This is a genomic window from Pararhizobium polonicum, from assembly GCF_001687365.1.
GTDB lineage: Bacteria > Pseudomonadota > Alphaproteobacteria > Rhizobiales > Rhizobiaceae > Pararhizobium > Pararhizobium polonicum.
Genome location: NZ_LGLV01000009.1, coordinates 63,861 through 90,431, shown reverse-complemented (window position 1 = coordinate 90,431; position 26,571 = coordinate 63,861). Strand labels below are relative to the sequence as shown.

At 60.9% G+C, this 26,571-nt stretch carries 21 protein-coding genes and 1 riboswitch; of the genes, 13 read left to right on the top strand and 8 right to left on the bottom strand.

Going from position 1 to position 26,571, the window contains the following annotated elements; translation table 11 throughout:
* Positions 1-13: 13 nt before the first annotated feature.
* On the bottom strand, positions 14-496 hold the full coding sequence (locus ADU59_RS15280; RefSeq protein ID WP_202970075.1) for an Lrp/AsnC family transcriptional regulator: 483 nt from the start codon (positions 494-496) through the stop codon (positions 14-16).
* Between the two features lie 170 nt (positions 497-666).
* Here ADU59_RS15280 and ADU59_RS15275 point away from each other — a divergent pair, with 170 nt between their 5' ends.
* The 6 genes from ADU59_RS15275 to ADU59_RS15250 all read left to right on the top strand — a co-directional run bounded on the left by ADU59_RS15275 (position 667) and on the right by ADU59_RS15250 (position 8,119).
* Positions 667-1,875 (top strand): diaminopropionate ammonia-lyase, encoded by a 1,209-nt coding sequence (locus tag ADU59_RS15275; RefSeq protein WP_244506441.1) that lies wholly within the window; start codon positions 667-669, stop codon positions 1,873-1,875.
* A gap of 61 nt (positions 1,876-1,936) precedes the next feature.
* Positions 1,937-3,112, top strand: coding sequence for a M24 family metallopeptidase (locus ADU59_RS15270; protein ID WP_068955001.1), 1,176 nt, complete (start codon positions 1,937-1,939; stop codon positions 3,110-3,112).
* An 80-nt stretch (positions 3,113-3,192) separates the two neighbouring features.
* On the top strand, positions 3,193-4,047 hold the full coding sequence (locus tag ADU59_RS15265; RefSeq protein ID WP_068955000.1) for an ABC transporter substrate-binding protein: 855 nt from the start codon (positions 3,193-3,195) through the stop codon (positions 4,045-4,047).
* A gap of 69 nt (positions 4,048-4,116) precedes the next feature.
* Complete coding sequence (locus tag ADU59_RS15260; RefSeq protein WP_068954999.1) at positions 4,117-5,622, top strand: amino acid ABC transporter permease/ATP-binding protein; 1,506 nt, start codon at positions 4,117-4,119, stop codon at positions 5,620-5,622.
* 13 nt (positions 5,623-5,635) lie between these two features.
* A complete protein-coding gene (locus ADU59_RS15255; protein WP_068954998.1) occupies positions 5,636-6,871 on the top strand; it encodes a Zn-dependent hydrolase in 1,236 nt (411 codons plus the stop codon).
* 195 nt (positions 6,872-7,066) lie between these two features.
* Positions 7,067-8,119, top strand: a complete 1,053-nt coding sequence (locus tag ADU59_RS15250; protein ID WP_068954997.1) for an SEL1-like repeat protein — start codon at positions 7,067-7,069, stop codon at positions 8,117-8,119.
* 309 nt (positions 8,120-8,428) lie between these two features.
* On the opposite strand, the gene ADU59_RS15245 is transcribed toward ADU59_RS15250, so the two are convergent.
* Both ADU59_RS15245 and ADU59_RS15240 read right to left on the bottom strand, forming a co-directional pair.
* Positions 8,429-9,385, bottom strand: coding sequence for an MYG1 family protein (locus ADU59_RS15245; RefSeq protein ID WP_068955164.1), 957 nt, complete (start codon positions 9,383-9,385; stop codon positions 8,429-8,431).
* A 163-nt stretch (positions 9,386-9,548) separates the two neighbouring features.
* Positions 9,549-10,451 carry a LysR family transcriptional regulator gene (locus tag ADU59_RS15240; protein ID WP_068954996.1) on the bottom strand — a complete coding sequence of 301 codons (903 nt, stop codon included), beginning with the start codon at positions 10,449-10,451 and terminating at the stop codon, positions 9,549-9,551.
* Between the two features lie 109 nt (positions 10,452-10,560).
* Here ADU59_RS15240 and ADU59_RS15235 point away from each other — a divergent pair, with 109 nt between their 5' ends.
* Genes ADU59_RS15235 through ADU59_RS15220 form a run of 4 tightly spaced genes read left to right on the top strand, consistent with a single transcriptional unit; the run spans position 10,561 to position 14,298 of the window.
* Positions 10,561-11,643, top strand: a complete 1,083-nt coding sequence (locus ADU59_RS15235) for a 4-oxalomesaconate tautomerase (protein ID WP_068954995.1) — start codon at positions 10,561-10,563, stop codon at positions 11,641-11,643.
* Positions 11,644-11,690: 47 nt separating this feature from the next.
* Entirely contained in the window at positions 11,691-12,692 is a 1,002-nt protein-coding gene (locus ADU59_RS15230; RefSeq protein ID WP_068954994.1) for an ABC transporter substrate-binding protein, read from the top strand.
* A 15-nt stretch (positions 12,693-12,707) separates the two neighbouring features.
* Positions 12,708-13,538: an ABC transporter ATP-binding protein gene (locus tag ADU59_RS15225; protein ID WP_068954993.1), complete on the top strand. Its 831-nt coding sequence runs from the start codon at positions 12,708-12,710 to the stop codon at positions 13,536-13,538.
* Complete coding sequence (locus tag ADU59_RS15220) at positions 13,522-14,298, top strand: ABC transporter permease (RefSeq protein ID WP_068954992.1); 777 nt, start codon at positions 13,522-13,524, stop codon at positions 14,296-14,298. Before ADU59_RS15225 ends, ADU59_RS15220 begins: the two co-directional genes overlap by 17 nt.
* 375 nt (positions 14,299-14,673) lie before the next feature.
* Here ADU59_RS15220 and fdhA read toward each other — a convergent pair whose 3' ends face one another.
* On the bottom strand, positions 14,674-15,864 hold the full coding sequence (gene fdhA, locus ADU59_RS15215) for a formaldehyde dehydrogenase, glutathione-independent (protein WP_068954991.1): 1,191 nt from the start codon (positions 15,862-15,864) through the stop codon (positions 14,674-14,676).
* 227 nt (positions 15,865-16,091) lie between these two features.
* A riboswitch (cobalamin riboswitch) is annotated at positions 16,092-16,287 on the bottom strand.
* Between the two features lie 533 nt (positions 16,288-16,820).
* Between fdhA and ADU59_RS15210 the strand changes: the two genes are divergently transcribed.
* On the top strand, positions 16,821-18,902 hold the full coding sequence (locus ADU59_RS15210; protein WP_068954990.1) for a catalase: 2,082 nt from the start codon (positions 16,821-16,823) through the stop codon (positions 18,900-18,902).
* Positions 18,903-19,017: 115 nt separating this feature from the next.
* Here ADU59_RS15210 and rtcR read toward each other — a convergent pair whose 3' ends face one another.
* A complete protein-coding gene (gene rtcR / locus ADU59_RS15205) occupies positions 19,018-20,619 on the bottom strand; it encodes an RNA repair transcriptional activator RtcR (protein WP_068954989.1) in 1,602 nt (533 codons plus the stop codon).
* A 211-nt stretch (positions 20,620-20,830) separates the two neighbouring features.
* Here rtcR and ADU59_RS15200 point away from each other — a divergent pair, with 211 nt between their 5' ends.
* Positions 20,831-22,387 carry a TROVE domain-containing protein gene (locus ADU59_RS15200; RefSeq protein WP_068954988.1) on the top strand — a complete coding sequence of 519 codons (1,557 nt, stop codon included), beginning with the start codon at positions 20,831-20,833 and terminating at the stop codon, positions 22,385-22,387.
* Between the two features lie 882 nt (positions 22,388-23,269).
* Positions 23,270-24,679 (top strand): RtcB family protein, encoded by a 1,410-nt coding sequence (locus ADU59_RS15190; RefSeq protein ID WP_068954987.1) that lies wholly within the window; start codon positions 23,270-23,272, stop codon positions 24,677-24,679.
* Positions 24,680-24,759: 80 nt separating this feature from the next.
* Here the strand turns inward: ADU59_RS15190 and ADU59_RS15185 are convergent, their stop codons facing one another.
* From ADU59_RS15185 to cyoC, 3 genes are read right to left on the bottom strand one after another with little or no spacing between them, the layout of a single operon-like run.
* Positions 24,760-25,503: an SURF1 family protein gene (locus tag ADU59_RS15185; protein WP_068954986.1), complete on the bottom strand. Its 744-nt coding sequence runs from the start codon at positions 25,501-25,503 to the stop codon at positions 24,760-24,762.
* A 46-nt stretch (positions 25,504-25,549) separates the two neighbouring features.
* Positions 25,550-25,951, bottom strand: coding sequence for a cytochrome o ubiquinol oxidase subunit IV (cyoD, locus tag ADU59_RS15180; protein ID WP_068954985.1), 402 nt, complete (start codon positions 25,949-25,951; stop codon positions 25,550-25,552).
* Positions 25,948-26,568, bottom strand: a complete 621-nt coding sequence (cyoC, locus tag ADU59_RS15175) for a cytochrome o ubiquinol oxidase subunit III (protein ID WP_068954984.1) — start codon at positions 26,566-26,568, stop codon at positions 25,948-25,950. The genes cyoD and cyoC overlap by 4 nt, the downstream gene beginning before the upstream one ends.
* Between the last annotated feature and the right edge of the window lie 3 nt (positions 26,569-26,571).

Here is a 26,571-nt window from a genome sequence, read left to right as displayed (position 1 = left end):
AGGCTGTACTTTCCTAGCTTCTCAAAGGTATGGGCCCATTCGTCTTGACGTTTTCCATGGACACGCAGGTGCGGAAACTCTTCACATTGCCACCCTCGAAAAACAGCTCCCGTGTCAGCTCGGTATATTCGGCCATGTCCCGGGCGTTCAGGATCAGGATGAAATCCATCTCACCGGTGACGTAGTAGCACTGCCGCACCTGCGGGCAGGCGAGGAAGCGCGCCTTCATCGCATCGATGAGATCCAGCCGTTCGTTTTCGGTGGTCACCTCGACGACGATGGTCAACGGCCGCCCGACGGCAACCTCGTCGATGATCGACACATCCCGCTGGATGACCCCTTGTTCGCGCAGCTGCTGCAACCGCCGCGTAACAGCAGGAGGTGACAGGCCGATGGTCTCGGCGATGACGCGCTGCGGCGTCTGGTTGTCGACCTGCACGAACTGAAGAATTTTCAGATCGAAATCATCGATGGTCATCGTCCGCTTCTTCTTCATTGGTATCCCCGACGTTCAAACAGGCTCGCCACGCAAGTGGCGCTTTCTGACGTTTATTCCGCCAACTGCAACAACTGCGGAATTTTGATGCAAATCATGGGGCGAATAAGATCACAAATAAAGTGTGCAACGCAATAATCTACCGGCCAGTGGAACGCTTGGGGAGAGCGATGCAGATAGAATTGAACACGATGAACGCCTTTGGAGCACAATTGACGGATGCGGAACGGACGGCCACCGGCAAGGATGCCCCGGCCGCCGTTCGCCCCTATCTGTCCTTGTGGGGAGCCTTGGAAACGACCGCCCTGGTTTCGCTTCCGGCATTGGCGACAGAAACGGGGACGGCGCATGTCTTTCTGAAGAACGAAGCCGAACGTCTCGGTCGCGGCAGCTTCAAAGCGCTTGGCGGCGCCTATGCCGTCATGGTGCTGTTCAAGACCCTCTGGGAGGAGCAGCTGGGCACGCGCGCCGAGATATCGCACCTCACCTCTGCCGAAGCGCGCGCTTTCGCCAAAACCGTCACCGTCTGCTGCGCGACGGACGGCAATCATGGAAAATCCGTCGCTGCCGGTGCCCGCCTTCTCGGCTGCACCTCCGTCATCTTCGTCCATGCCGGCGTTTCGGCCTCCAGAATCGAGGCGATCGGCGCCGACGAGATCATCCAGATCCAGGGTTCCTATGATGAATCGGTCGAGGCGGCCGAGCGGGTCGCCGGGGAGAGAGGCTGGCTGCTGGTGTCGGATACGTCGTGGCCCGGCTACGAAACCATCCCCGCCCTTGTCGCCCAAGGCTACACGATTCTTGCGGAAGAAGCGTTGCAGCAGGTCGAAGACCTTGGTTTCGGCCCTCCGACCCATGTCTTTCTGCAAGCTGGTGTCGGCGGGTTTGCAAGCAGCATCGCCGGGTATCTGAAGGACGCGCTGGGTGCCTCTGATCTTGCCGCGGTCATCGTCGAGCCGGATCTTGCCGCCTGCCTGTTCGCCAGCGCCCGTGCCCGGTGCCTGACGAGCGTTACGCCCACCGCGCCGACGGTGATGGCCATGCTGGAATGCTACACGCCGTCGCTGATCGCCTGGCGCATTCTGGAGAAAACCGCCGATGCCTTCATGACCGTCTCGGAGGAACAGGCGAAGGATGCCATGCGGCGTCTGGCCTTTCCGCAAGACGGCACACCGGCCATCATCGCCGGAGAAAGCGGCGCTGCGGGACTGGCCGGATTCCTGGCCCTCGCCAACGATCCCGTTGCCCGCGCAAAGCTCAATCTTGGAAAAGACAGCCGCGTTCTTGTCATCAACACCGAAACGGCGACCGACCCTCGCTCCTACGAGGATATCGTCGGTGTCGCCCCGGACATGATCGCGCGCGGCGGCAAGACATGACCGGCGCATCGTCAGCAGCATTCACAGTGATCAGATAATCAGGGCCTGAAAGGATTTACCCATGTCGACAGGATTAATATTGCCAAAGCGCGGCTTCACACCACAGGAATTCGAGCAGCGCGTGGCGCGGGCGCAAACCATCATGCACCGCCATGGCTTCGACGCACTGCTGCTGACCGCGCCGCCGAACATCCGGTATTTCACGGGCTTCGATTCCCAGTTCTGGGAAAGCCCCACCCGTCCCTGGTTCGTCGTCGTTCCGCTCGAGGGAGCGCCGATCGCAGTTATTCCGGAAATCGGCGCGCCGGAAATGGCGCTCACCTGGATGACGGACATCCGGACATGGCCGGCACCCGTTCCGCATGATGACGGCCTGTCGCTTCTGCGGTCCACCATCGGCGCCCTCCCCCGGCGCTTCGGCAGGATCGGCGCCGAAATGGGCCGGGAGATGTCACTGCGCATGCCGGTCTCCGAGTTCCTTTCCCTGCGCGACACGCTCGGATCATCCATCGAAGACGGATCGCCATGCATCTGGGAGATCCGCATGGTCAAGACGGCAGCCGAGATCGACCACATTCACTACATCTGCCAGATCGCCAGCGATGCCTATGAGGCTCTGCCGTCGCAGATTTCGATCGGCGAAAATGAGCGGGAAGCCGTGCGCAAGCTGCGGATCGACATTGCCCGCAGAGGCGCCGATTCCACCCCCTTCATGCCGGCGATTTCGGGACCGGGCGGTGTTCCGCAAATCGTCTGCGGCCCGCATGACCGCACGCTTGAGCAGGGCGACATTCTCTTCATCGACACGGGCTCCACCTTCGACGGCTATTTCTGCGACTTCGACCGGAACTACGCGATCGGAACGGTGGCCGACGAAGCCCGCCGGGTGCACGAGGCTCTGTGGCTGGCAACGGAAGCCGGCATCGCCGCCGCCGTGCCGGGCGCCACCACGGATGATGTCTGGCGGGCCATGTCGGCGATCATCGAGGAGGCCGGCGCCATCGGCAACAATGTCGGCCGCCTCGGTCATGGTCTCGGCCTTCAGCTGACGGAACCGCCGTCCCACCGTTTGGGCGACGGCACGGTGATCGTCGAAAACATGGTGCTGACCATCGAGCCGGGCATGGAATATGCGCCGGGCAAGATGATCGTCCACGAGGAAAACATCGCTGTCACCGCGGACGGCGCCCGCCTCCTGACCAAGCGGGCACCGCGCGAACTGCCGGTCATTCGCTGACGACCTCGACCGCTCCATATCGGTCAACTGCTTCATAACCGAGACGGCCAAGCCGCTCTTCTTAAAAAAGGGGAAATACGATGACGCATGCAAAATTCAGGACGACGAACCATAGGAACCGCCTTGCCGGGGGACTTTGCGCCCTCGCTCTGACCATTATCACAGGCAGCGCGGCGACTGCGTCCGATCTGGCCACGGTCGAAAGCGGCACCCTCCTTGTCGGATCGGATCAGGTCTATCCGCCCTATGACTATGTCGAGGATGGCGTCACCAAGGGGCTCGATGCCGACGTGATGGCGCTGATCGGTCCGAAACTCGGACTGGAGGTGAAGTTCGTCGATACGCGCTTTGCCAATCTCATTGCCGGCCTTCAGGCCAACCGTTTCGACATGATCGCTTCGGCGCTCTATGTGACCGCCGCCCGTGCGAAAGTCGTCGACTATATCCCCTACGCCAAGACCGGCGGATCGCTGACGGTGCGCAGCGCGGATACGTTTGCGCCGAAAACGCCGGAAGACCTGTGCGGCAAACGTGTCGGCAACCTGAAGGGCGCTGCCTGGGTTCCGGAGCTGATGAAAGTATCCGAGGCAAGCTGCACATCGGCGCCGATCACGGTTCAGGAATATGCGACCTCGGCCGAGGCCGCCCAGGCGCTGCTATCGCAAGGCGTCGATGTCGTGTTCGATGACGCAGGCGTCTCGCAGGCTGCCGTCGCTGCCTCCGGCAACCGCCTGAAAATAACCTCCGATACGATCCTGTTTCCGGTCGTCATGGGCATCGCGGTAAAGAAGGGCAACACGGCGCTCGGTGAAAAAGTCGAAAAAGAGCTGCAGGCGCTGATCGCGTCCGGCGAGTACGCCAAGCTTCTTGAGAAATACAATCTGGCGATGCCCTCCCCGGGCGAAATCGAACAGTCCCTTCAAGGAACGAACTGATCGAACAGCCGGATCCGGCCGCGGGAAAGCGGCAGGATCCGGACATTTGCCACGGAGTGTGCGCTTTTCATGGATTTTGACTGGACCTATACCTTCAAGCTGTTCTGGAGCCGCGACTTCTGGACCGCGACGCTGCTCGTCGTCGAGTTGAGCCTTGCCAGCTGGACGATCAGCGTCGTGCTGGGCTTCCTTCTCGCGCTGGCGCGGCAATCGCCCGTGCTGGTCATCCGGAAAGCCGCATCCGCCTATATCTGGTTCTTCCGCAGCCTGCCGCTGCTCGTGCTGCTCATCTTCGTCTACAACCTGCCGCAGGCCTTCCCCTCGACGAGTGCATTCCTGTCGATCCCCTTCGTCTCGGGGCTGATCGCCCTGGTTCTCAGCGAGACCGCCTATATCGCCGAGATACACCGGGGTGCCTTGCTCGCGATCAACCGGGGTCAGTATGAGGCCGGACATGTGCTCGGCCTGCGCAAGTTCGGCATCCAGCGGCTGATCGTCATCCCCCAGGCGCTGCGCGTTGCCTTGCCTGCGCTGGGCAATGAATACATTTCCATCGTCAAACTCACCTCGCTGGTCTCGGTCATCTCGCTGGCCGAAATCCTGCTGGTGGGACAGCGCTATTACACACAGAACTTCAAGGTCATGGAGACCATGCTGGCGGTGGCGTTCTACTACGTTCTGATCGTCACCGTGTTCGATACACTACTGAAAATGCTGGAAAAGCATCTCGACTTTTCCAGAAAGGCAACGGCACTGTCCGGTTCCGTGCCAATGGCCACTACGGCCGAAACCCCGATCACGGCAACATCCCTCGAAAAGCCCTCCCATCCCGCCATCCATCTCGATGCCGGCGGAAAACGCTTCGGCGACAGCGTCGTCTTCGCCAATCTCGACCTCACCGTCGCGCAAGGCGAGGTTGTCTCCATCATCGGCCCCTCGGGCTCCGGCAAAACCACGCTGATCCGGTCCCTCAACGGGCTGGAGACGCTCGAACAGGGTGTGGTCTACCTCAATGGCCGTGCGTTCCTTGCCGGCAGTGAAGAGCGCCTGAGTGCGACCCTGCCCCGGCACGGGTGCGAGATGCTGGAAATCGGCATGGTGTTCCAGAGTTTCAATCTCTTCCCCCACCGCACCGTGCTCGAAAACATCACGCTTGCCCCGCGCTATCATCACAGGGGTAGCAAGGCCGAGATCCAGGCGGCGGCGCGCGCCACGCTGCATCAGGTCGGCATGCTCGCCCACGAGCTGAAATATCCGCATCAGCTGTCCGGCGGCCAACAGCAGCGCGTGGCGATCGCCCGGGCACTGGCCATGGAGCCCTCGGTCCTGCTCTTTGACGAGCCGACATCGGCGCTTGATCCCGAAACCGTCGGCGAGGTCCTGCGCATTATCGCCGATCTGGCCAGATCCGGACGGACCATGGTGATCGTCACGCATGAGATGAAGTTCGCGCTCGATGTCTCGGACCGCGTCATTTTCATGGAAAAAGGACAGATCGCCTTCAACGGCTCACCGGAGGCGCTGCGCCAGCAGTTGCAGCAGGGCGATCGCCTGTCCGAATTCGTACGGCTCTGACCGGGAGAACCCGATGCATGCTCTTTCGATAAACACCGGCCGGCTGATGGGCCGTATCCAGCAGCTCGGAACCATCGGCCGTGATGCCGAGGGTAGGCTGGCGCGGACAGCCTGCTCCGATGCCGACAAGGCCGGGCGGGATATGCTCGCCGGATGGATCACCGATGCCGGACTGGAGCTGGCGGTTGACCGGATCGGCAATATCTTCGGGCTATGGAAGACGGCCGGGAACGCGCGCCACGCGCCCGTTCTCGTCGGCTCCCACATCGATACGGTCATCGATGCGGGGATCTTCGACGGCTGCTACGGTGTGCTGGCCGGGCTGGAGGTTATCCAGACACTGCGCGAGGCCGGTTTCGTGCCGCCCCGGCCGATCGCCGTTGCCGCCTTCACCAATGAAGAAGGCGTGCGCTATGCGCCCGACATGATGGGGTCTCTGGTCCATGCCGGAGGATTGCCCCTGGAACAGGCGCTTGCCACGGTCGGCACGGACGGAAGCATTCTCGGCGCCGAACTGGAGCGCATCGGCTACGCCGGCACTGAAGAGCCTGGTTTTCTGCAACCGCACGCCTATATCGAGTTGCACATCGAGCAGGGCCCCATTCTCGAACGCGAAGAAATATCCGTTGGTGCGGTCGAAAACCTGCAAGGCATCTCCTGGCACCGCATCACCATCGATGGCGAGGCAAACCACGCGGGCACGACGCCCATGTCGATGCGCCGCGATGCCGGCCATGCGGCGGCAGCAATCAGCGTCTTCGTGCACGATCGCGCCGCCGCTTCAACCGGCGGGACGGTCGCGACCGTTGGCTGTATCCGTTTCGAGCCCAACGCGATCAACGTCATCCCGTCACGCGCCACAATGACCGTCGATCTGCGCGATCCGGATGCAACGAACCTTGCCGCAGAAGAAGGAAAACTTGCCGGGTATCTGGAAACGCTCTCCGCGCAAACGGGTGTGACGATCGCCACGGAACAGCTCGCCCGGTTCGACCCGGTGATATTCGATGCGGGAATCGTTGCCTGCGTCGAGGCGGCTGCGGCCAAACGCGGTCTTTCAACGCGGCGCATGACCTCCGGCGCGGGGCACGATGCGCAAATGATGGCGCGCATCACGGCAGCCGGAATGATCTTCGTCCCCAGCCGTGCCGGCGTCAGCCACAACCCCGGGGAATTTACCGAAGACGCCGAGCTTGCCGCAGGGGCAAACGTGCTTCTGGATGTGGTGATGGATCGGGTCAACACCTGACCGGTGAGAGCTCTGCGCTTATGCTGGCTCCTGGTATTCATTTGCAGTTCAGACGAGATATCCACGCGCTGAACAGCGCCACGCGCGGGGAGCAGCTTCGAACACGCGCTCGAAATCAGCCCCGGGCTTGCAGGCCCCTGCCGATGTCTGTAGTCGGGTGGCATCTGATATCTGTCGTTCAGTGGAGTGAGTACGTTGAACCTGAAGTCTGCCATTTTTGCCGTTGGCCTCGCTTTTTCCCTGTCCACCTATGCCCATGCCGATGATGGCAAAACTGCCTTTGACAAGGGGGACTACCAAGCCGCATTGCAATACTGGCAGCCTTTGGCAGACAAGGGGGATGCGGCCGCGCAATTCGGCCTCGGGCTTCTGTATGAAGGCGGAACCGGCGTTGAGGAGGATACTGCCAAGGCCTTTGCGCACTATCAAAAATCCGCGGATCAGGGATATGCCCTGGGGCAAAATGCGGTGGGACACATGTATCAGCTGGGTCTCGGGGTTGACGAAAATCCGGAGGAGGCCGTTGCCTGGTTCCGCAAGGCTGCCGATCAGGGGCTCGCAAAGGGCCAGCGCAACCTCGGCTTCATGTATTCGAACGGCAGCGGAGTCGAGGAGGACGATGCTCAAGCCCTTGCGTGGTTGCTGAAGGCGGCGGCTCAAGAGGATGACTTCGCGCAATATTATCTCGGCAACATCTATTCGAACGGATATGGCGTCGAAAAGGATGATGCACAGGCAGCAGGCTGGTATCGCAAGGCCGCCGAGCAGGACAACGTCGACGCACAGAACGCTCTCGGACTGGCCTATGAATATGGCACCGGAGTATCCCAAAGCGATGCGGACGCGGTCATCTGGTACCGCAAAGCGGCTGATCAGGGCGATGCGCGCGCGCAGATGAGCATCGGCAACATGTATCTCGAAGGGCTTGGCGGACTGACGCAGGATGCAAGCCAGGCCGTCGAATGGTACCGGAAATCGGCCGACCAGGGCTACGACGTCGCGCAGGACAACCTCGGGCTCCAATATGCCGCCGGGAATGGCGTTGCCAAGGATGAAGCACAAGCCCTCGCCCTGTTTGAAATGGCGGCGGAGCAGGGATACGCGAAATCGCAATACAATCTCGGTGTGATGTACAATCTGGGACTTGGCGTTCCCAAAGACAAGGACAAGGCAATCTACTGGTGGCGCCTGGCCGCTGAGCAGGACCTGGAAAGCGCGAAAGAGGCGCTGACGGCCGCCGGCGAATAAGGTCGCGGCAGACACGTCCGTCCCATGGCCTTTGGCGGGTCTTGCCGCGTTTTACGGCGACTTCGACGATTTCCCCTTGATCTAGTTGCGTGCGCCGATTTTGATCGAGATCTCCCTTGAAGGTTATTGCGGGTTCAACAGCGGTCGAACCCGCCTGCATTCCATCACACCATTGCCATAACCCGGCGGCCTCAACAGCCGCCGCGAGACGCGGCCTCCATGCCTGAACGCAAAACCGTTCATCTCTGGCAGAAGACTGCCCTACCGGTCTCTGCCAACGATCACGGAAAGGACCGTTGGCCGCACGCGTTACGCTATTTCCGCCGTCGCCACATCACCTGAAGCGATGGAGATCGCCTCCCTCACCGCCAATTCGGCCATGGCAAGTGCAGCCTCGCGGGTTTTGGCGGCGGCAACGAAGCGGCCGTTGTGGCAGAAGCTTGCACCTTCCACGCCGCAAGCGGCCTCCAGATCGCCATTGGTCAAACCGGCCCAGGCGGCCGGCAGATCGGCGCGGACCTCAAAACCTTCGTCGGCGCGGCGGATGGTGGTCAGGCACCAATCCTTGTCACGCGGGTGAACGACGAACAGCAGGTGATCGGCGCCTGCCTTGACGATGGCAGGGCGGAACGGCATGCCCATCGGCAGCTCCAGAATGCGCCCCTCGCCGGCGTCCACGATCGCCCGGTGCACCAACGCCTCGGCCCGTAATTTCGCAGCGCTTTTGCCGATCCTTGCCTCGACAAAACTGCGGGCAATGGCCAGAGCCGCGTGGAAAGCGCGATCGTCGGCGTCCGGATCGGTCTCGTCGAAAACGGGCTTCAAGGTTTCCAGCAGAGCCGGCAAGGTCAGGCCGCCCAGCAACCCGGCAACCGACGGGCTGAGCGCGCCATTGTCGACCAGATCGACCGGCAGCACGAAGCTGGCATCGAACGAGGCATGAACGGTCTCGACATGCCCTTCCGGAACACCGGACGCCAGGAGATAATCATGGCCGTAATGCTTCCAGATCAATCCGAACGAACTGTATGGCTGGCCATCCTCCCGCAACGGCGCGCCGCGCTGGTGGTGATCAAAGATCTGCGCCGCAGCGTCATAGACGCCGCCGACATCATAGATGATGCGGTCTGCGCCGGGTGTGATCCATTCCGGCGCCCGGCTGCGGATCAGACGCGCCTGCGGGAAAAGCCGGGTCAGGATGACGCTGGACAGCAGTTCATCGGCATGGAAGCCACCGGAATGGGTGACGAGGAAATCTGGAGTCATGCCGAATGCACCTTGTTGTTTAATGAGGGCCGTTTGCGGTTCGCACCAGATAGCCATTGCTGGGTGTCATCTCAACCCGCTATCTGCTGTTTCCTCTGTGTTAGGACGGCCAACACTGCCGCCGCACATGGCAAAGACCCTGACACCACCACATGGGCACCGGTTAGCCCCTCTCGGCCCATGTCCCGATCAGCATGGTCATGAAGCGCTCCGCCGCCGGCGAAAGCGTTGCACCGCGGCGGCGCACGATGCCTATCGTTCGCGAGATTTCGGGGTTGCGGATCGGTCTCGTGACGAGGAACGGGTGCTCCTCCGGAGGCGTGGCGAGCTTCGGCAGAACCGAAATCCCAAGCCCGGCCTCCACCAGACCAAGCGATGTCGATAGATGCGTCACCTCGTAGGACCAGCGCAATGTCAGGTTCGACTTCGCAAGTGCCGCGTCGAGAAGCGTGCGATTGCCGCTGGAGCGATGGACCGTGATCAGTTGATACGGCGCCAGATCACCCCATTCGAGCTCGCTCTTTGCTGCCAGCGGATGATCCTTGCGTGCCGCCAGAACGAAGGGATCCTCGATCAGTCGGTCGAAGATCAAGTCGGGATCCGAGAAGCCCATGATATTGATGCCGAACTCCACCTCGCCGCGGGCGACAGCCTGCAGACCGTCGGTCGCCGGCAGGTCGAGGATGCGAAACCGGATATGGGGATATTCGGCGCTGAACTGCTTGATGACCGTCGGCAGGAAATAGAAGGCCGCCGTCGGCAGGCATGCGATTGTCACCAGACCGCTGCGCTGTGAGCCAACGTCGCGCACCGCAAACAGCGACGTATCGAATTCCTCCAGCATGCGCCGCACCAGGGGGATCAGCTCCGCACCAAGGGCCGTTGTCGAGACATGCCGCGTCGTGCGTTCGAGCAAAGGCGCCCCGATTGCCAATTCCAGCTTTTGAATTCGCCGGCTCAGTGCCGGCTGGGACAGGTTGAGGGCTTCGGCGGAGCGGTGGAAATTTTCAAGCTCGACGACCGAGAGAAACGCACGCAGATCCAATATCTCGCAATTAATGCTCACAACGCATCACTCCCTCTGATATTCGCATTTCACATATCAATCATTTTGCCGCTTACTGCAACAAAGAAGCTGATTGATCTTTAAATCACATCAGTAAGCGGACACAAGCATGAATGATCTGATTTCCATTCCCTGCGTTCTGATGCGAGGCGGCACATCCAAAGGGCCGTTCTTTCTCGCATCCGACCTCCCGTCGGATCCGCGCCAGCGCGATCAGATCCTGCTTTCGGTGATGGGATCCGGACACCCGCTGCAGATCGACGGTATCGGCGGCGGCAACCCGGTCACCAGCAAGGTCGCCATTGTCGGCCCGGCAACCGTAGCGGAGGCGGATGTGGATTATTTGTTCGCCCAGGTCCGCATCGATCAGCAATTCGTCGATACGTCGCCCAATTGCGGGAACATGCTGGCCGCCGTCGGTCCGTTCGCGATCGAGGCAGGACTTGTCCAATCGGCAACCGGCGTAACCCGTGTGCGCATACACAACGTCAATACCGGCAAACTGATCGAAGCCGAGGTCCCGACCCCCGATGGCCGTGTCGCCTATATGGGAGACGCCTCGATCGATGGCGTGCCAGGCAATGCAGCCCCGATCGCGCTGACCTTCATGGATGCTGCCGGCGCACGCACAGGCAAGCTTTTCCCCACCGGTAACCCGCGCGACAGGATCGATGGCATCGATGTGACCTGCATCGATTGCGCGATGCCGATGATGCTGCTTGAGGCCGCTGCCCTCGGTGTAACGGGCAATGAATCCGCAGCCGAACTCAATGCCAACAGCACATTGCTGCAGCGGCTGGAAACATTGCGGCTCGAGGCCGGCCGGCGCATGGGCATGGGCGATGTCAGCAACCAGGTCACGCCCAAGCCGGTTTTGATCTCAAGACCCGGCGGGGGGGGCGATCTGCGCGTGCGCTATTTCATGCCCCATCAGTGCCACCCGTCTCTTGCAACGACCGGTGCGGTCGGCATCGCTACGGCGTGCATCAGCGACGGAACCGTCGCCTCGCGGCTGATCGGCGACCGCAAACCACCGATCGTTCTCGTTCTGGAACATCCAAGCGGCCGCCTGGACGTCAAGCTGGATACCCGCGACGGCAAGACAACTGCAGGAATTCTGCGGACGGCCCGGCGCCTCTTCGAGGGGCACGTCTTTGCAAAACCTATCGCGCAAATGGTTTGCGCGGCATAATCAAAAGTGGTTGCCGGGAGGGCGCCACACATCAGGGAGGAATATACATGCGTAAACTCATACTCGCTCTTGCCGCAACCGTCGCTTTCGCCGGTTCGGCTTTTGCGGAACCCGTCCGTATCAGCGTCGGATCCTACAACCTCAACAACCTCCCCTTCCCGGTTGCCGCAGGCCTCGGTCTTTACGAGAAGGAAGGTCTCGACGTGACGGTCGAAAACTTTGCGTCCGGCGGCTCCAAGACGCTGCAGGCGCTTGTTGCCGGCTCGACGGATATCGCCGTCGGCTTCTACGATCACACGATCCAGATGCAATCGCAGAACAAGTCCGTCGTCGGATTCGTGCAGCTGGCGCGCAATTCAGGCCTGGTTCTGGCCGGAGGCAAGAGCACGACTTTCGATCCGGCCAAACCGGAGACGATCAAGGGCGCGAAAATCGGCATCACCGCACCCGGCTCATCCTCCGACTTCTTCGTCCGCTACTATCTGCAGCGCCATAATCTTTCGGCCGATGAGGTCTCGCTGATCGGCGTTGGCTCGGGCGCGGCCGCAGTCGCGGCTCTCGAGCAAGGGAAAGTCGATCTCCTGGTCAACTACGATCCTGCGGCGACCTTTATCGAGGCCAAGGGTGTCGGCAAGATTCTGATCGACGCCCGCAGCGACGAAGGTGCCAAGGAAATCTACGGCGGAATCTACCCGACCTCCGTCCTCTATGCGACGCAGTCCTATATCGACAAGAACCCGGACACCATCCAGAAGGTCACGAATGCGACCGTCAAAGCCCTGGCATGGATGAACACGCACAGCGCCGAAGAAATCGTCGAAACACTGCCGAAGGAATTCATTTCCGGCGATCGGGACACCTACGTGAAGGCCGTCCAGAATGCCAAGCCGATCTTCTCGGTGGACGGCCGCTTCAGCGAGACCGACACGCAGACGCCATTGGCGGTTCTCAAGAGCTTTAACGAAAAGGTTGCTGCCGCAACCATCGATCTTTCCAAAACCTACACGAACGCATTCGTGGACAAGGTCACGGACAAGACTACCAACTGATCCGAGGAGGAGGCCATGTCTTTGGCTGTCGTAAAACCCACGCCTATCCCGACGGGAGAGCAAAGCGCAAAGTCGATGGTATCGATCGATGCTGTGACAATGTCGTTCGGTTCCTACGTTGCGGTGCAGGACGTCAATCTGACGGTTGCCGATGGCGAATTTCTCGCCATCGTCGGCCCGACCGGTTGCGGAAAGAGCACCATTTTGAATGCGATCGCGGGCCTTCTGAAGCCCGCAAGCGGAACGGTCTCGATTGACGGCTGTCCGGTCAAGGGCGTCCAGAACGATATCGGCTATCTCTTCCAGCAGGACGCGCTGCTTCCGTGGAAGACATCCATCGAGAATGTCGAACTCGGACTGATGTTCCGGGGCGTTGGAGCCACTGAGCGCCGCGAACGCTCGATGAGCTGGCTTGCCAAGGTCGGCCTCAAGGGCTTCGAGCACCGCTATCCGCACCAATTGTCCGGTGGGCAGCGCAAGCGTGTCCAGATGGCGCAGGCCCTCATTGCCGGCCCGAAGGTCATCCTGATGGACGAACCCTTCTCCGCGCTCGACATCCACACGCGGCATCTCATGCAGAATGAATTGCTGCGCCTCTGGCAGGAGGAGCGCCGCGCCGTGGTCATGATCACACATGACCTCGAAGAGGCAATCGCGCTCGGAGACCGCGTCGCCATTCTGGCCGCCGGGCCCCGTTCACGGGTCATCGAAAGTTTCCCAGTCGATCTCGAACGGCCACGGGATGTGGCCGAGATCAAACTCGATCCACGCTTCATGGATCTGTATCGCAACATCTGGGCTTCCCTGCGCGGCGAAGTGGAGAAAAGCTATGAACGTCGTGACTGAACGCATGATCCAGATCGGTATGCTGGTTTTTATCCTCGGCGGCTGGCAGCTCGGCGTGACCGCCGGCTTCATCGACGTCTTCTTCTTTCCGGCTCCACTCGACATCTTCAACCAGATTGTCAGCTGGATTGCCGATCCCGGCTTCTATCGCCATGTCTCGATCACACTGACGGAGACCGTGCTGGGTTATGTCATCGGTACTGGGTTGGGCGTTGCGGCCGGCGTATGGCTTGGCCTGAGCCGTAGCGCGGCACGGATTCTGGATCCCTTCATCAAGGGCCTGAACGCCATTCCCCGCGTCGTGCTTGCACCGATTTTCGTGCTTTGGCTGGGGCTCGGGCTCTGGTCGAAGGTGGCGCTGGCCGTAACGCTGGTGTTCTTCATCACCTTCTTCAACGCCATGCAGGGCGTGCGCGAAGTCAATCCGGTCGTCCTTGCCAACGCGAAGATCCTCGGCGCCAAGCGGTCTGATCTGCTGCGGCACGTCTATTTTCCCGCTGCGGCAAGCTGGATCCTGTCCTCGCTTCGCACCTCCGTCGGTTTCGCGGTGGTCGGCGCCATCATCGGCGAATATCTCGGCTCCTCGGCCGGCCTCGGCTATCTGATCGCCCAGGCGGAAGGCAATTTCGATGCGGTTGGCGTGTTCGCAGGCATCATTATCCTGGCCATGTTCGTGCTCATCATCGACCGCATTCTCGACGTGCTGGAAGGCCGGCTCATCAAGTGGAGACCGAACGCCACGGAAGAGAGAACGGCATAGGCTGACGGGGGACTGCTTGCGTTCAGGATTTCTGCAACGCGGCAGTCCCCCTTTCCTTTGACGAGCAGCTTTGCAGATGCTGCCTGCGCCAGGCCTTCGGGCTCTGGCGCTCCGGTTCAAGGTCTTCCAACCCGGTTGTATTTTGCTTCACGCGTGGCAGGAGGACTGTCAACAGCGAGTGCGCGCGGGGTTGATATTCCCGTGTATTCCGTCACCGGCACCATCAAGTCCCTCGATGACGGCCGTTTCGCTGCGGACGTGGACGAAGAGCCCAACGCTGCCCAATACAGCCCCTTGGCTGGAAACGAGGATGGCCGGACATTACGGCCCGGCCATCCACTCTTGATTCACGGAGTTACGTCGCGGCGTGATGCGTCAGGCCGCCTTTACAAGGTCGCCGTGCGGATCAAGGACGTATTTGGTCGCGGCCCCCTGGTCGAAGCTCTCGTAGCCCTGAACCGCATCATCGAGCGGGATCACCTTCGCATTGACGATATCGGCGATCGGCAGCCGGTCATGCAGGATCGCCTGCATCAGTTGGCGATTGTACTTGAGCACCGGCGTCTGGCCGGTATGGAACGACTGTGCCTTGGCCCAGCCGAGACCGAAACGGAGCGACAGGTTGCCCTGCTTGGCGGCATTGTCGACGGCGCCCGGATCCTCGGTCACATAGAGGCCCGGAATACCGATCGACCCCGCCGCGCGCGTGATTTCCATCATCTGGTTGAGCACGATGGCCGGCTGCTCGCCCCCCGCATGACCGCGAGCCTCGAAACCGACGGCATCGATTGCACTGTCCACCTCGTTGGTGCCGACGACCTGCGCAATCATGTCTCCAAGGCGATCACTCTTCGACAGGTCGATCGGTTCGAAGCCAACTCTCGCCGCGTGGGCAAGACGATCCTTGTTGAAGTCGCCGATCATGACGACGGCCGCACCGAGAATGCGGGCAGAGGCGGCAGCCGCGAGACCGACCGGACCGGCGCCCGCGACATAGACGGTGGACCCCACCCCGACACCGGCGCGCACCGCACCATGGAAACCGGTGGGCAGGATATCGGAAAGCATGGTGAGATCACGGATCTTCGCCATCGCCTTGTCGCGATCCGGGAATTTCAGCAGATTGAAATCGGCATAGGGAATGGTGACGTAGCGCGCCTGTCCACCGATCCAGCCGCCCATATCGACATAACCATAGGCGCCGCCGGCACGCGACGGATTCACGGTCAGGCAGACACCGGTATCCTGAGACTTGCAGCAGCGGCAGCGGCCGCAGGCAACGTTGAACGGCACCGAAACAATATCGCCGACCTCCAGCATCTCCACATCGATGCCCTTCTCGATCACCTCACCGGTAATCTCGTGTCCGAGAACAAGGCCCGGCATGGCCGTGGTCCGGCCGCGCACCATATGCTGGTCCGAACCGCAGATATTGGTTGAGATCACCTTCAGGATGACCCCGTGTTCGATCCGGCGGCCGTCCGGTGCCTCGAGTTTTGGGTCGTCGATGTCCCTGACCTCGACCTTGCCGGGCCGCAAATAGACGACGCCTCTGTTTCTGCTCATGTAAACTCCTCCTATGGTCGCAATATCTCGATCCGCCGCCCAAAAGAGGCGGCAAACCATTCCAGACAACCTGCCTCCTCTGCAGGCCGGATAACCACAACGCCTCCGGATGAGGCCGAGGCGGCCGAACCCAAAGGTGTCTACACACGGAAGACGGGGATGAGAGAATGAACGGTGCAGATGCAAACCTGCCACGTCCCGCCTCCTGATCGCCCACCGCAATCCGCCGGGTTATTCCGTTCAAGGCTGGTTTCCGGACTTCGGAACCATCCTTTCGGACCTTCCCGGGGTATTCTCCCCCGATGATGTCCGTCGAGATTTGCAGTTCCGCTACCGTTGCGGGGGCAGCGCCGGCATCGCACCGGCTTCCCAATTATCCATATCCTTCACTGTCGACATGGCACCCTGAACATCACGAACAGACCACGGGCGGAAGCAAACAGCGGCGGTGAAAACGACATCGGCGCGGTGCAAAGACGACAGCCTGCCGATTAAGGCCGCACACACGCTTCACCCGGCGTGGGCTCCCGATACCGTCAGAACGTCATGGTTCCACGGCGAGTGCTTGAGCAAAATCCACGAGAGAATCCGGTGCGAGACCGGTGCTACCGCACGACGGTCAATGGTTCCTCATCGCCGCGACATCACTGGCAAGAACGCCACGAAAATGGCGACGGCACGACAAGGACCGGATCATCCCGGCCCATGGAACTTCGCGCGGATTGACGCGTTTGACCACCGAGTGATCAGCTATGATAGCGCCTTCGTGAAAAATTCAACTTCAAGTGCAGACGCAGACCCGATGGGTGCCGACACCTTTCCCCAATGGATTGCGCGCGCTCCCTTCGGCTGTTCGAAAGAGCGCCGGGGTCAACACCTGCCCCGGGAAAAATGGCCCGCCCAACCGAAGCCAATCTTCAAGTCAGTGAACCCAGTTCAACAAGGAGAGAGAGAAAATGGCGAGGAAGACACAAGGCGATGACCACGGTATCCCTCAAGGGTCCGGCGGCGAGACCCAGCAGCGCGGAGGCCCGGTGCAGACCACCAATCACGGCGTGCCGATCTCCGACAACCAGAATTCACTGAAGGCCGGGCATCGGGGGCCAGCGCTGCTTGAAGATTTCGTCCTGCGCGAAAAGATCTTCCACTTCGATCACGAACGGATCCCCGAGCGGATCGTCCATGCAAGGGCCACCGGCGCGCACGGTTATTTCGAATGCACGAAGGCTATCCCGGAACTGACACGCGCCTCGCTGTTTCAGAAGAAAGGTGCGAAGATTCCGGTTTTCGCTCGTATTTCCACCGTGGCCGGCTCCAAAGGATCAAAGGATACACCGCGCGACGTGCGCGGCTTTGCGGTCAAGTTCTACACCAAAGAAGGCAATTGGGATCTGGTCGGCAATAATATCCCGGTTTTCTTCATCCAGGATGCGATGAAATTCCCCGACCTGATACATGCGGTAAAACCCGAGGCCGACCGGGGCTTCCCGCAGGCGGCGTCGGCGCATGACACGTTTTGGGACTTCGTCTCGCTGATGCCCGAAAGCATGCACATGGTCATGTGGGCAATGTCGGACCGCGGCATTCCGCGCAGCCTGCGGATGATGGAGGGTTTCGGCATCCACACCTTCCGTCTTGTCAATGCCAAGGGCGAGGCGACGATGGTCAAGTTCCACTGGAAGCCGAAGCTCGGCGTTCAGTCGACGACCTGGGACGAGGCAGTCAAGATCTCGGGCGCCGATCCCGACTATCATCGTCGCGACCTGTACGACGCGATCCAGGCGGGAAACTTTCCGGAATGGGACCTTGGCATTCAGGTCTTCGATGAAGCCTGGGCCGACAAACAGCCCTATGACGTGCTGGACCCGACCAAGCTCATCCCCGAGGAGGATGTGCCGGTACAAATCATCGGTCGCATGGTGCTGGATCGTTACCCCGATAATTTCTTCGCCGAGACCGAGCAGGTGGCGTTTCTGCCTTCGAACATCGTGCCGGGGATCGATTTCTCCAACGACCCGCTTTTGCAGGGGCGACTGTTCTCCTATCTCGACACCCAGAAATCACGGCTCGGAACAGCGAATTTCCACCAGATCCCGATTAACGCACCCAAATGCCCGATGCACAATTTCCAGCGTGACGGAATGATGCAGACGCAGGTGCCCAGGGGCCGGGCGAATTACGAGCCGAACAGCCTGGATGAGGCGGGCGAAGACGCCGGTCCCCGCCCCTCCGAGCAGGGTTTCGTCTCTATTGCGGCCTTTGCCGAACCGGCAACGGAAAAGCGGCGCATCCGGCCGGAGACCTTTGCCGACCATTTCAGCCAGGCACGGCAATTCTTCGCCTCGCAGACCGCCGTCGAGCAGAACCACATCATCGCCGCCATCGTGTTCGAACTGTCGAAGGTTCAACTGAAGCATGTCAGAAAGCGGGTGCTGGCGCAGCTGCGCAATATCGACGAGAGCATGGCCAGCCGCATTGCGGATGGGCTGGGGATGGATCTGCCGCCGGCCCTGCCTCCGGCAAAGGCGCCGGTCGACATGGCTCCTTCGGATGCGCTTTCCATCCTGAAACATCAGGCGCCGACACAGGGGCGCTGTCTCGGGATCCTCGTCTCCGACGGGGCCGACGGTTCCGTCGTGGAAGCCCTGAAATCGGCGGCCAAAGCCGCCGGAGCTGCGGTCAAGATCATCGCGCCGAAGGTCGCAGGTGTGCAACTGAAAGGCGGCGGCAAGCTCGAAGCCGACGAAAAGATCGACGGCGCCCCTTCGGTTCTGTTCGATGCGATCGCGCTTGTTCTATCAACCGAGGGAGCAGAATTGCTTGCCGGAGAAAAGGCAGCACTCGACTTCGTCTCCGATGCCTATGCCCATTGCAAGGCCATCGGCCATACGGATGGGGCAAAAGCCCTGCTCGACAAGGCCGGCGTCATCCATGACGGGTTCTTCTTCAACCTGGCAGGTGGCGGCGCCAAAGCCCTGACCGACAAGCTCTCGAGCCGCGATTGGTCGCGGGAAAAGAAGGTGAAGCTACCGCTCTGACGCCAGGCCACGACCGCAAGAACGGCCAGACCGCCATCGAAAATCATCGGCGGTCTGGCTGCTCATAAGCCATATGCAGGCTGATGCCGGCCGTTTCCTTGCGCACTCAGCGTCCCTACTTCCTGATGTCCTCGAACTTCAGATCAAAGCGGGCAAGGTATTTGACCAGCCGATCGGCGTCGTTGCTGCTTTTTTTCTCCAGCCGCGAGTGTGCGAACAGGGCCCTGCCGGCGGAGCTGGCGCTGATGTGCTCCCGGCAGGTATGGAGCACGGTGGCAAGCTGTGCGGCATCGAAGCGGTCGAGACGAGCGGCAGCGTCCTGGCCCAGGAGTTCGTTGAGGATTGCATCGGCTGCAACATCGTTATTCGAGAGACGCCAGAAGGCATTCAGCCTCCGGACCTCGTCATCGACGACATCGATCGTAATGCGTCCATGCGGCGCCAGCGTCGCCATGCGCGTGACGGAGGCCGACAGGTCGCGGAAGTTGGCGGTCCAGATTGCCTGCGGGCCGGTCGCGAAGGCGAGGTAACGATCGCGCGCTTCCTTGTTGAATGTCACGTTCTCTCCCTCACGTTCCAGAAAGCGCTTGAGTTCGAAGTCGAGATTGGGCTCGATGTCCTCCTTGCGCTCGCACAATGCCGGCAGCTGGAAGGTCCAGAGGTTGAGGCGTGCATAAAGATCCTCGCGGAACTTGCCCTTGCGCACATCCTCGCCGAGATCACGGTTGGTGCCGGCAAGAAGCTGGAAGTCCGCAGAAACCTCCCTGTCTGCACCGACGGGCAGGAAGCGTTTTTCTTCGATCGCGCGCAGGCACATGGCCTGTTCGTCGATACCGAGCTCGCCGATCTCGTCGAGAAACAGCACGCCCTTGTCAGCCGATTTGAGCAAACCCGAGCGCTCGCCAAGTGCTCCGGTAAATGCGCCTTTCACATGCCCGAAAAGGGTGGACATGGCCTGGTCGCCGCGCAACGTCGCACAGTTGACCTCGACGAAGGGACCGCTGACCTTGCGCTGGCTTTTCTTGAGTTCATAGATCTTGCGGGCAAGCTGGGATTTGCCCGCTCCTGTCGGGCCGGTGAGCAGAACGGGGGCTGTCGAGCGGATGACCACCCGTTCGATCTCGTCGATCATCTGGTTGAAGGCGACGTTGCGGGTCGAAATCCCCGATTTCAGGAAGGACGCCGCGTCTTCGCGCTCGGAGGCGAAGCGTTTGGCGATTTCGTCGTAGCGCGAGAGATCAAGGTCGATAATCCGGTGCGTGCCGGCAAAGTCCTGATCCGGCTCGCGGTCGCGCGGTGGCGAAAGCTGTAGCAAACGGCCCGGGATGATACGCGCCTCGGTCAGCAGGAACCAGCAGATCTGGGCCACATGCGTACCGGTGGTGATATTGATCAGATAGTCTTCCGTGTCGGGATCGAATGCGTAGCTGCGGGCGAAGTCGCGCAGATGCGTATAGACCTCGGAAAAATCCCAGGGGTCGCGAAAATTGATGACATTGCTGCGCACCTCCGTCGCAGGCGAAACGGTTCCAATATCGGCAATGATCCGGCTGGCCAGCGCGCTCGCATGGTTGTCGTGGATCAGCTCCAGCCGGTCGATGAACAGACCGGCTTGCTGGCAAAGCCCGACATTGGGCCGCCAGCGGCTCCAGCGGTTGTCCCATTTCCCCATATCCAGGGTGGTTCCCAAAATACTGATGGCAACGCGCCGCCTCATGATTTATCCAATTTTATAAAATACGATAATTTTCGATATAATATTTGACATTCCGGGACAAGACAATTCTCGGCAACCTCTTTTGATCAATAATTTTTCTCGTTGTAAAACAGATAGATACAAGAATATTTTCGGGATCAGGCGTCGTTTCGTCAAACTGGCACGCGTCTTGAAATGTATCTGGCATGAACCCAACCAAAGAGGTGCTGTCATGGTCAACAAGGCGATCTTCAAAACCTACCTCGGAAAATTGCTTCCGGGCACGGACACGAAAAACCACGCAGAAGCGCCGGCTTATATCCTGACGCCGCGCGAAGCCCTGGCGCAGTATGCCGTGACCGGCACGTTCAACGGAACCTTCTATGCGGATGGTGCCGATCAGCTGGAAGCGGTCAAGGCGCTTGCGCTTCAGGTCGAGCCAGAGTTCCTGGCCAAGGTGGCCGTCCATGCCGCCGAGAAGGGCCATATGAAGGACATGCCGGTGACGCTGCTAGCGGTGCTTTCCGGCCTTCAGAGCGAGGCGTTCGCCCGTGCGTTTCCGCGTGTGGTCAAGAGCGGCAAGATGCTGCGCGGCTTCGTCCAGGTGATGCGGTCGGGTGCGACAGGGCGCAAGTCGCTCGGCACACGGCCGAAGAAGCTGGTACAGGCGTGGTTCGAACGGGCAAGCACCGAGCAGATCCTGCGTGCAATGGTCGGCAACGACCCGTCGCTCGCCGACGTGATCCGCATGGTGCATCCGAAGCCAGCGTCGGAAGAACGCAAGGCGCTCTACGCCTGGGCGATCGGCAAGCCGCACGCCTATGCGGCGCTGCCGGACCTCGTCAAGGCGCTGGAAGCCTTCCGGCGCGACCAGACGCTGCCCGTGCCCGACGTGCCGTTCCAGATGCTGACCTCGCTGCCGCTGACGCGGGAGCACTGGGTCGAGATCGCCGAAAAGGGCAGCTGGCAGATGGTGCGGCAGAACCTCAACACCTTCGCACGCAACGGCGTGTTCGAGGTCGAGGGATTCGCCGAAACGCTGGCTGCGCGGCTGGCCGATCCGGACGAAGTCCGCAAGGCCAAGGTCTTCCCCTATCAGCTGATGATGGCGTGGAAGATGGTCGACGGCCAGGTTCCGGATGTCGTGCGCGATGCGTTGCAGGACGCGATGGATGTCGCCATTGCCAATGTGCCGTCGCTTGCCGGCAATGTGGTGCTCTGCCCCGATGTTTCCGGCTCCATGGGTTCGCCCGTGACCGGATACCGCAAGGGGGCAACGTCCTCGGTTCGTTGCATCGATGTCGCCGGTCTTATGACCGCGGCGTTCCTGCAGCGCAACCCGAAGGCGCGGGTACTGCCGTTCGAGAATGACGTGGTGAACGTCAAGCTCAACCGGCGGGATTCGGTGATGACCAATGCCGCCAAGCTGGCTGCGGTCGGCGGCGGTGGAACCAACTGCTCTGCGCCGCTGCGCAAGCTCGCAAACGAGAAGGCCAAGGTCGATCTCGTCGTGTTCATCTCGGACAACCAGTCCTGGATGGATGCGGGCAAGAGTGGCCAGCCGACGGCTGTGATGACGGAATGGGCACGGATCAAGCGGGGCAACCCGGCTGCAAAGCTGGTTTGCCTCGACATCCAGCCCTATGGCACCACGCAGGCGCCGACGCGGGATGATGTGCTCAACATCGGCGGCTTCTCGGATGCCGTCTATGGCGTGATCACAGCGTTTGCGGCCAACACGAGCGGAGCGAACGGCTGGGTGAAAACCATCGAGACGATCGAACTCTGAGACAGAAAGCAATACCCGCACCGCCGTGAACGGCGCGGGGACCGTGACGAATGCTTTGGAAACTACAGTTCACACTTCCGTGTCGCGGGTTCGAATCCCGCCGGGTCCGCCATACTATGGACCCGTAGCTCAGTCGGTAGAGCAGGAATGTTTCCAAAAACCCTCGTCGTCGCGGACGAATGACATGGCGAATGCAAAGGAAACTACATCGGCCGCGGTGGGTTCGAATCCCACAGGGGAAGTCACGTTCCCATTCTGGTAGCGGGTGTTTCCTTGAAACTGGTCGCCATGCCCGAAAGAAGCAAACGGTCGGAAACGATACTGGTGCTCCGCGAATGGAGTTGCAGGTTCGAAGCCTGCTCCGTCGTCACCTCCCACTGTGGAGAACCGGCGGGAAATTTCCGGTTGATTGCCTATTGCAGACTTGCAGCGGCGAATGCCGGGCGGAACTACAGCACCAACCGTTGGATGGTCTGGCAGGTTCGACTCCTCCTTCGCATACGCTCTCTGGCACGAGCGGGGCCATCCTGGTTTCATCCATCCTCGTCGCCGCTGCAAAGAACGACCCCGGCGAATGCCGGCAGGACTACAGGGATAGAGCGGCTCTCCGGACTTCCGGCGGGCAGGTCGGATGTTCGATCCATCCCGTGTTTTCGAAAGGAAACGCGTAGCTCAGAAAACCGTCCTGCCAAAGCTCGTCGCCGGGATCATGAAAGAACCCTGGGCGAATGCCGCCGGAGACTACAGGGGCCGCATCGCGCCATGATCATGGAATGCGTGCGGCAAGCGAGATCTCCGGCACATGCTTGTCGCCCAGGCGGTGTGACGAAACGAAACGGAACCAGAAGGACTGCAGACGCAGAAAAGACAATGACAGAGGTAATGAGCGGACAGGATTTGATCGATGCCGGCATGAGCCAGGGCAAGTGGTTTCGCGATGCGCTGGAAGCGGCCAACCGGGTGCTGAGCGACGGCGGTTCGACGACCGATGCGCTGGCGGTCGCTCGCGGCTATCAGCCGGGCCCGACCCTGCCGCTGAAGGCGCCGAACGACGTGCTGATCCACATGAACATCCGCGCCGAAGACGCTTTCGAACAGGACAATATCGAAAAGGTGAGCGCCACGATGCGCGAGCTTGCCCGCACGCCGGTCGTTCGCGCAGCCGCGATCATGCCCGACGCCTGCCCGTCCGGGCCGGTCGGCACGATCCCGGTCGGCGGCGTGGTGGCATCGGAGGCGATCCATCCCGGCATGCATTCGGCCGATATCTGCTGCTCGATGGCGATCTCGATCTTCCCGGGCGTAGAGCCGAAGGCATTGCTCGATGCCGTGCATGCGGTGACGCATTTCGGCCCGGGCGGACGTCCGCGCGGCGCGCAGATCAAGCCTTCCGAAGCGACCTTGGCGGCGTTCCGGGAAAACCCGCTGCTGAAGGAGATTATCAGCGTCGGCATCGATCATTTCGCCACGCAGGGCGACGGCAATCATTTCGCCTATGTCGGGCAGATGAAATCGACCGGCGAGACGGCGCTCGTCACCCATCACGGATCGCGTGCCCCCGGTGCGCGGCTCTACGATCGGGGCATGAAGATCGCCAACAGGTTCCGCGAGGAGCTTTCGCCAGAAACACACCGCGAGAATGCCTGGATTCCGGCCGACAGCGAAGAAGGAGACATGTACTGGTCGGCGCTGCAGACGATCCGCCAGTGGACGAAGGAAAACCACTACGCCATTCATGACATGACGGCGGAGAAACTGGCGGCGAAGGTGAGCGACCGTTTCTGGAACGAGCACAACTTCGTTTTCCGCAAGTCCGACGGCCTGTTCTACCATGGCAAGGGTGCAACGCCGGCCTTCGACGACTGGGCTGAAGACGCGACCGATCTGACGATCATTCCGCTCAACATGGCGGAACCGATCCTGATCGTGCGCGGCTCGAACGCGGCCCACGGTCTCGGCTTCTCGCCGCATGGCGCGGGGCGCAATTTCTCGCGAACGGCACATATGCGCCGCCTCGGCGAGGAATTCGGAGCCGATAGCCGAGGTCTGAGCCCGAACAACATCGCGGCTGTCATGGAGAGGGAGACGTCGGGTCTCGACGCCCGTTTCTTCTCCGGCATCCCCGATATTTCGGAGCTGCCGAGCGCCTACAAGAACGCCGCCAACGTCCGGTCCCAGATCGAACATTACGGCCTTGCCGAAATCATTGACGAGGTGATCCCCTACGGGAGCATCATGGCCGGTGACTGGCAGAAGAACGCTCCCTGGCGTCGCAAACGGGAGCAGCGCTGACTGTATGCGCAATCAGCCCTGCGGCTGCCGGACACAGGCCGGCAGCCGCAGAGATACACTGTCAACACGGCTGATCGGCCTCATGCCCGTTCGTGGCGGATCGCGATGACGCAACAGGCAATGGTCATCAGGGCCAAGGCGAACCAGGTGATCGCGTAGACGAGGTGGTTGTTGGGAAACACGATCTTCGTCAATCCGCCAACCGGCAACTGGCTGGAAACGGGGCTCGCTTCCGCGTCAATGAAGTAGGGGGCCACATCCTTCATGCCCAGGCTCTCAGCCATGGCCGCGACGTCGCGGGAATACCAGCGGCCGGCAGACGGATCGTTCGATTGCAGAAGAGAGCCCTTGGGCTCGGTCATGCGCATCAGCCCGGTGACGCTTACGGTCCCGTCCGTCTGACTGCCGGGCCGCTTCTGCGGATCGCGTTTGTCGCTGGGAACGAAGCCGCGATTGACGAAGACCGTGGCACCATCCGCAACAACCAGAGGTGTCATCACCCAGAACCCTGCGCCAAGCTCCGTCGAGGCACCGACCAGGGTTTCCCCATCATTGCGGAACGAACCGCTGACGGTGATCCGCCGGTACTCGTCAGCCGCAGCGTTGATATCTTGCCATTCGGAACGCGCGGGCGCCGGCACCGGCGCCGCATGCACGCGCGCATCGACGCGGGCGATCAGATCGCGCTTCCACGACAAGCGCTCAAGCTGCCAGATCCCCAACGCGGTAAAGCCCGCAACCACAAGCAGTAGCAGCCCGCCGAAAACCGCAAGGGTAAACGGCGAGCGCCGATGCCGGGATTGTACCTGATCCTGCCTGCTCATTCGCTGAACCCGTCGCGGCCGGCAGGCCGGACACCTGCCCTGCCCGTCACGGCATGTTCTTCATCATTTCCGGGCTCATCGTCATCATGTTGGTGTTCAGATGATGCATGACCCAGAAGGAACCGGACAGAGCGATGGCAACAATGACAATGGTGAAGATCAAGGCCATCATCGTCCAGCCGCCCTCCGATTTGGTGTTCATATGAAGGAAGTAGATCATATGAACCACCATCTGGATGGCGCCGAACGCAATCACGACCACGGCCGTTATCGCGCGGCTGTCAAACACCCCGGCCATTACCAGCCAGAAGGGAATGGCGGTCAGGATGATCGAAAGCACAAAGCCGGTCATATAGCTTTTCAGGCTTCCGTGGCCGGCCTCATGGCCATGGCTGTGCCCGTGATGCGCCTCGTGGGCATCCTCATGTGCGGGTGCGTGCGAACTCATCCGAGAACTCCCAACAGATAGACAATCGAAAAGACGCCGATCCAGATGACGTCGAGAAAGTGCCAGAACATCGACAGACACATCAGCCGCCGCCGGTTTGCCGGGATCAGCCCATGCCTGTTCACCTGCACCATCAGCGTCACCAGCCAGATGATCCCGAAGGTAACGTGCAGGCCGTGCGTGCCGACCAGCGTGAAGAAGGCCGACAGGAAGGCGCTGCGCGACGGTCCGGCTCCCTCATGGATCAGGTGAGCGAATTCATAGAGCTCGAGCGCAATGAACACGGCCCCGAAGAGGCCGGTGATCCCCAGCCAGAACAGCGTCTCCGCCTTGGCGTTGCGTTCCATCTGCAGCATGGCAAAGCCATAGGTTATCGACGACAGAAGCAGCATGGCGGTGTTGACCGCCACCAGCTTCAGGTCGAACAAATCCGCAGGCGAAGGGCCGGCGGCATAGTTGCGGCCAAGCACGCCATAGGTAGCAAAAAGCACGGCGAAGATCAGGCAGTCGCTCATCAGGTAGAGCCAGAAGCCGAGCATCGTGCTGCCTTCCGGATGATGGTCTTCCGTCAGGTGGAATTGCGGTTTTTCGGCCGCGTCGATCATGGTGTCGCTCATGTC

Coding starts and splice junctions, on each gene's coding strand:
- ADU59_RS15225 (WP_068954993.1), top strand. CDS start 12,708: ATGTCTTTGGCTGTCGTAAAACCCACGCCTATCCCGACGGGAGAGCAA.
- ADU59_RS15190 (WP_068954987.1), top strand. CDS start 23,270: ATGAGCGGACAGGATTTGATCGATGCCGGCATGAGCCAGGGCAAGTGG.
- ADU59_RS15270 (WP_068955001.1), top strand. CDS start 1,937: ATGTCGACAGGATTAATATTGCCAAAGCGCGGCTTCACACCACAGGAA.
- ADU59_RS15275 (WP_244506441.1), top strand. CDS start 667: ATGCAGATAGAATTGAACACGATGAACGCCTTTGGAGCACAATTGACG.
- ADU59_RS15220 (WP_068954992.1), top strand. CDS start 13,522: ATGAACGTCGTGACTGAACGCATGATCCAGATCGGTATGCTGGTTTTT.
- ADU59_RS15265 (WP_068955000.1), top strand. CDS start 3,193: ATGACGCATGCAAAATTCAGGACGACGAACCATAGGAACCGCCTTGCC.
- ADU59_RS15185 (WP_068954986.1), bottom strand. CDS start 25,503: ATGAGCAGGCAGGATCAGGTACAATCCCGGCATCGGCGCTCGCCGTTT.
- ADU59_RS15280 (WP_202970075.1), bottom strand. CDS start 496: ATGAAGAAGAAGCGGACGATGACCATCGATGATTTCGATCTGAAAATT.
- ADU59_RS15255 (WP_068954998.1), top strand. CDS start 5,636: ATGCATGCTCTTTCGATAAACACCGGCCGGCTGATGGGCCGTATCCAG.
- ADU59_RS15230 (WP_068954994.1), top strand. CDS start 11,691: ATGCGTAAACTCATACTCGCTCTTGCCGCAACCGTCGCTTTCGCCGGT.
- cyoD (WP_068954985.1), bottom strand. CDS start 25,951: ATGAGTTCGCACGCACCCGCACATGAGGATGCCCACGAGGCGCATCAC.
- ADU59_RS15235 (WP_068954995.1), top strand. CDS start 10,561: ATGAATGATCTGATTTCCATTCCCTGCGTTCTGATGCGAGGCGGCACA.
- fdhA (WP_068954991.1), bottom strand. CDS start 15,864: ATGAGCAGAAACAGAGGCGTCGTCTATTTGCGGCCCGGCAAGGTCGAG.
- ADU59_RS15210 (WP_068954990.1), top strand. CDS start 16,821: ATGGCGAGGAAGACACAAGGCGATGACCACGGTATCCCTCAAGGGTCC.
- ADU59_RS15260 (WP_068954999.1), top strand. CDS start 4,117: ATGGATTTTGACTGGACCTATACCTTCAAGCTGTTCTGGAGCCGCGAC.
- rtcR (WP_068954989.1), bottom strand. CDS start 20,619: ATGAGGCGGCGCGTTGCCATCAGTATTTTGGGAACCACCCTGGATATG.
- ADU59_RS15200 (WP_068954988.1), top strand. CDS start 20,831: ATGGTCAACAAGGCGATCTTCAAAACCTACCTCGGAAAATTGCTTCCG.
- cyoC (WP_068954984.1), bottom strand. CDS start 26,568: ATGAGCGACACCATGATCGACGCGGCCGAAAAACCGCAATTCCACCTG.
- ADU59_RS15245 (WP_068955164.1), bottom strand. CDS start 9,385: ATGACTCCAGATTTCCTCGTCACCCATTCCGGTGGCTTCCATGCCGAT.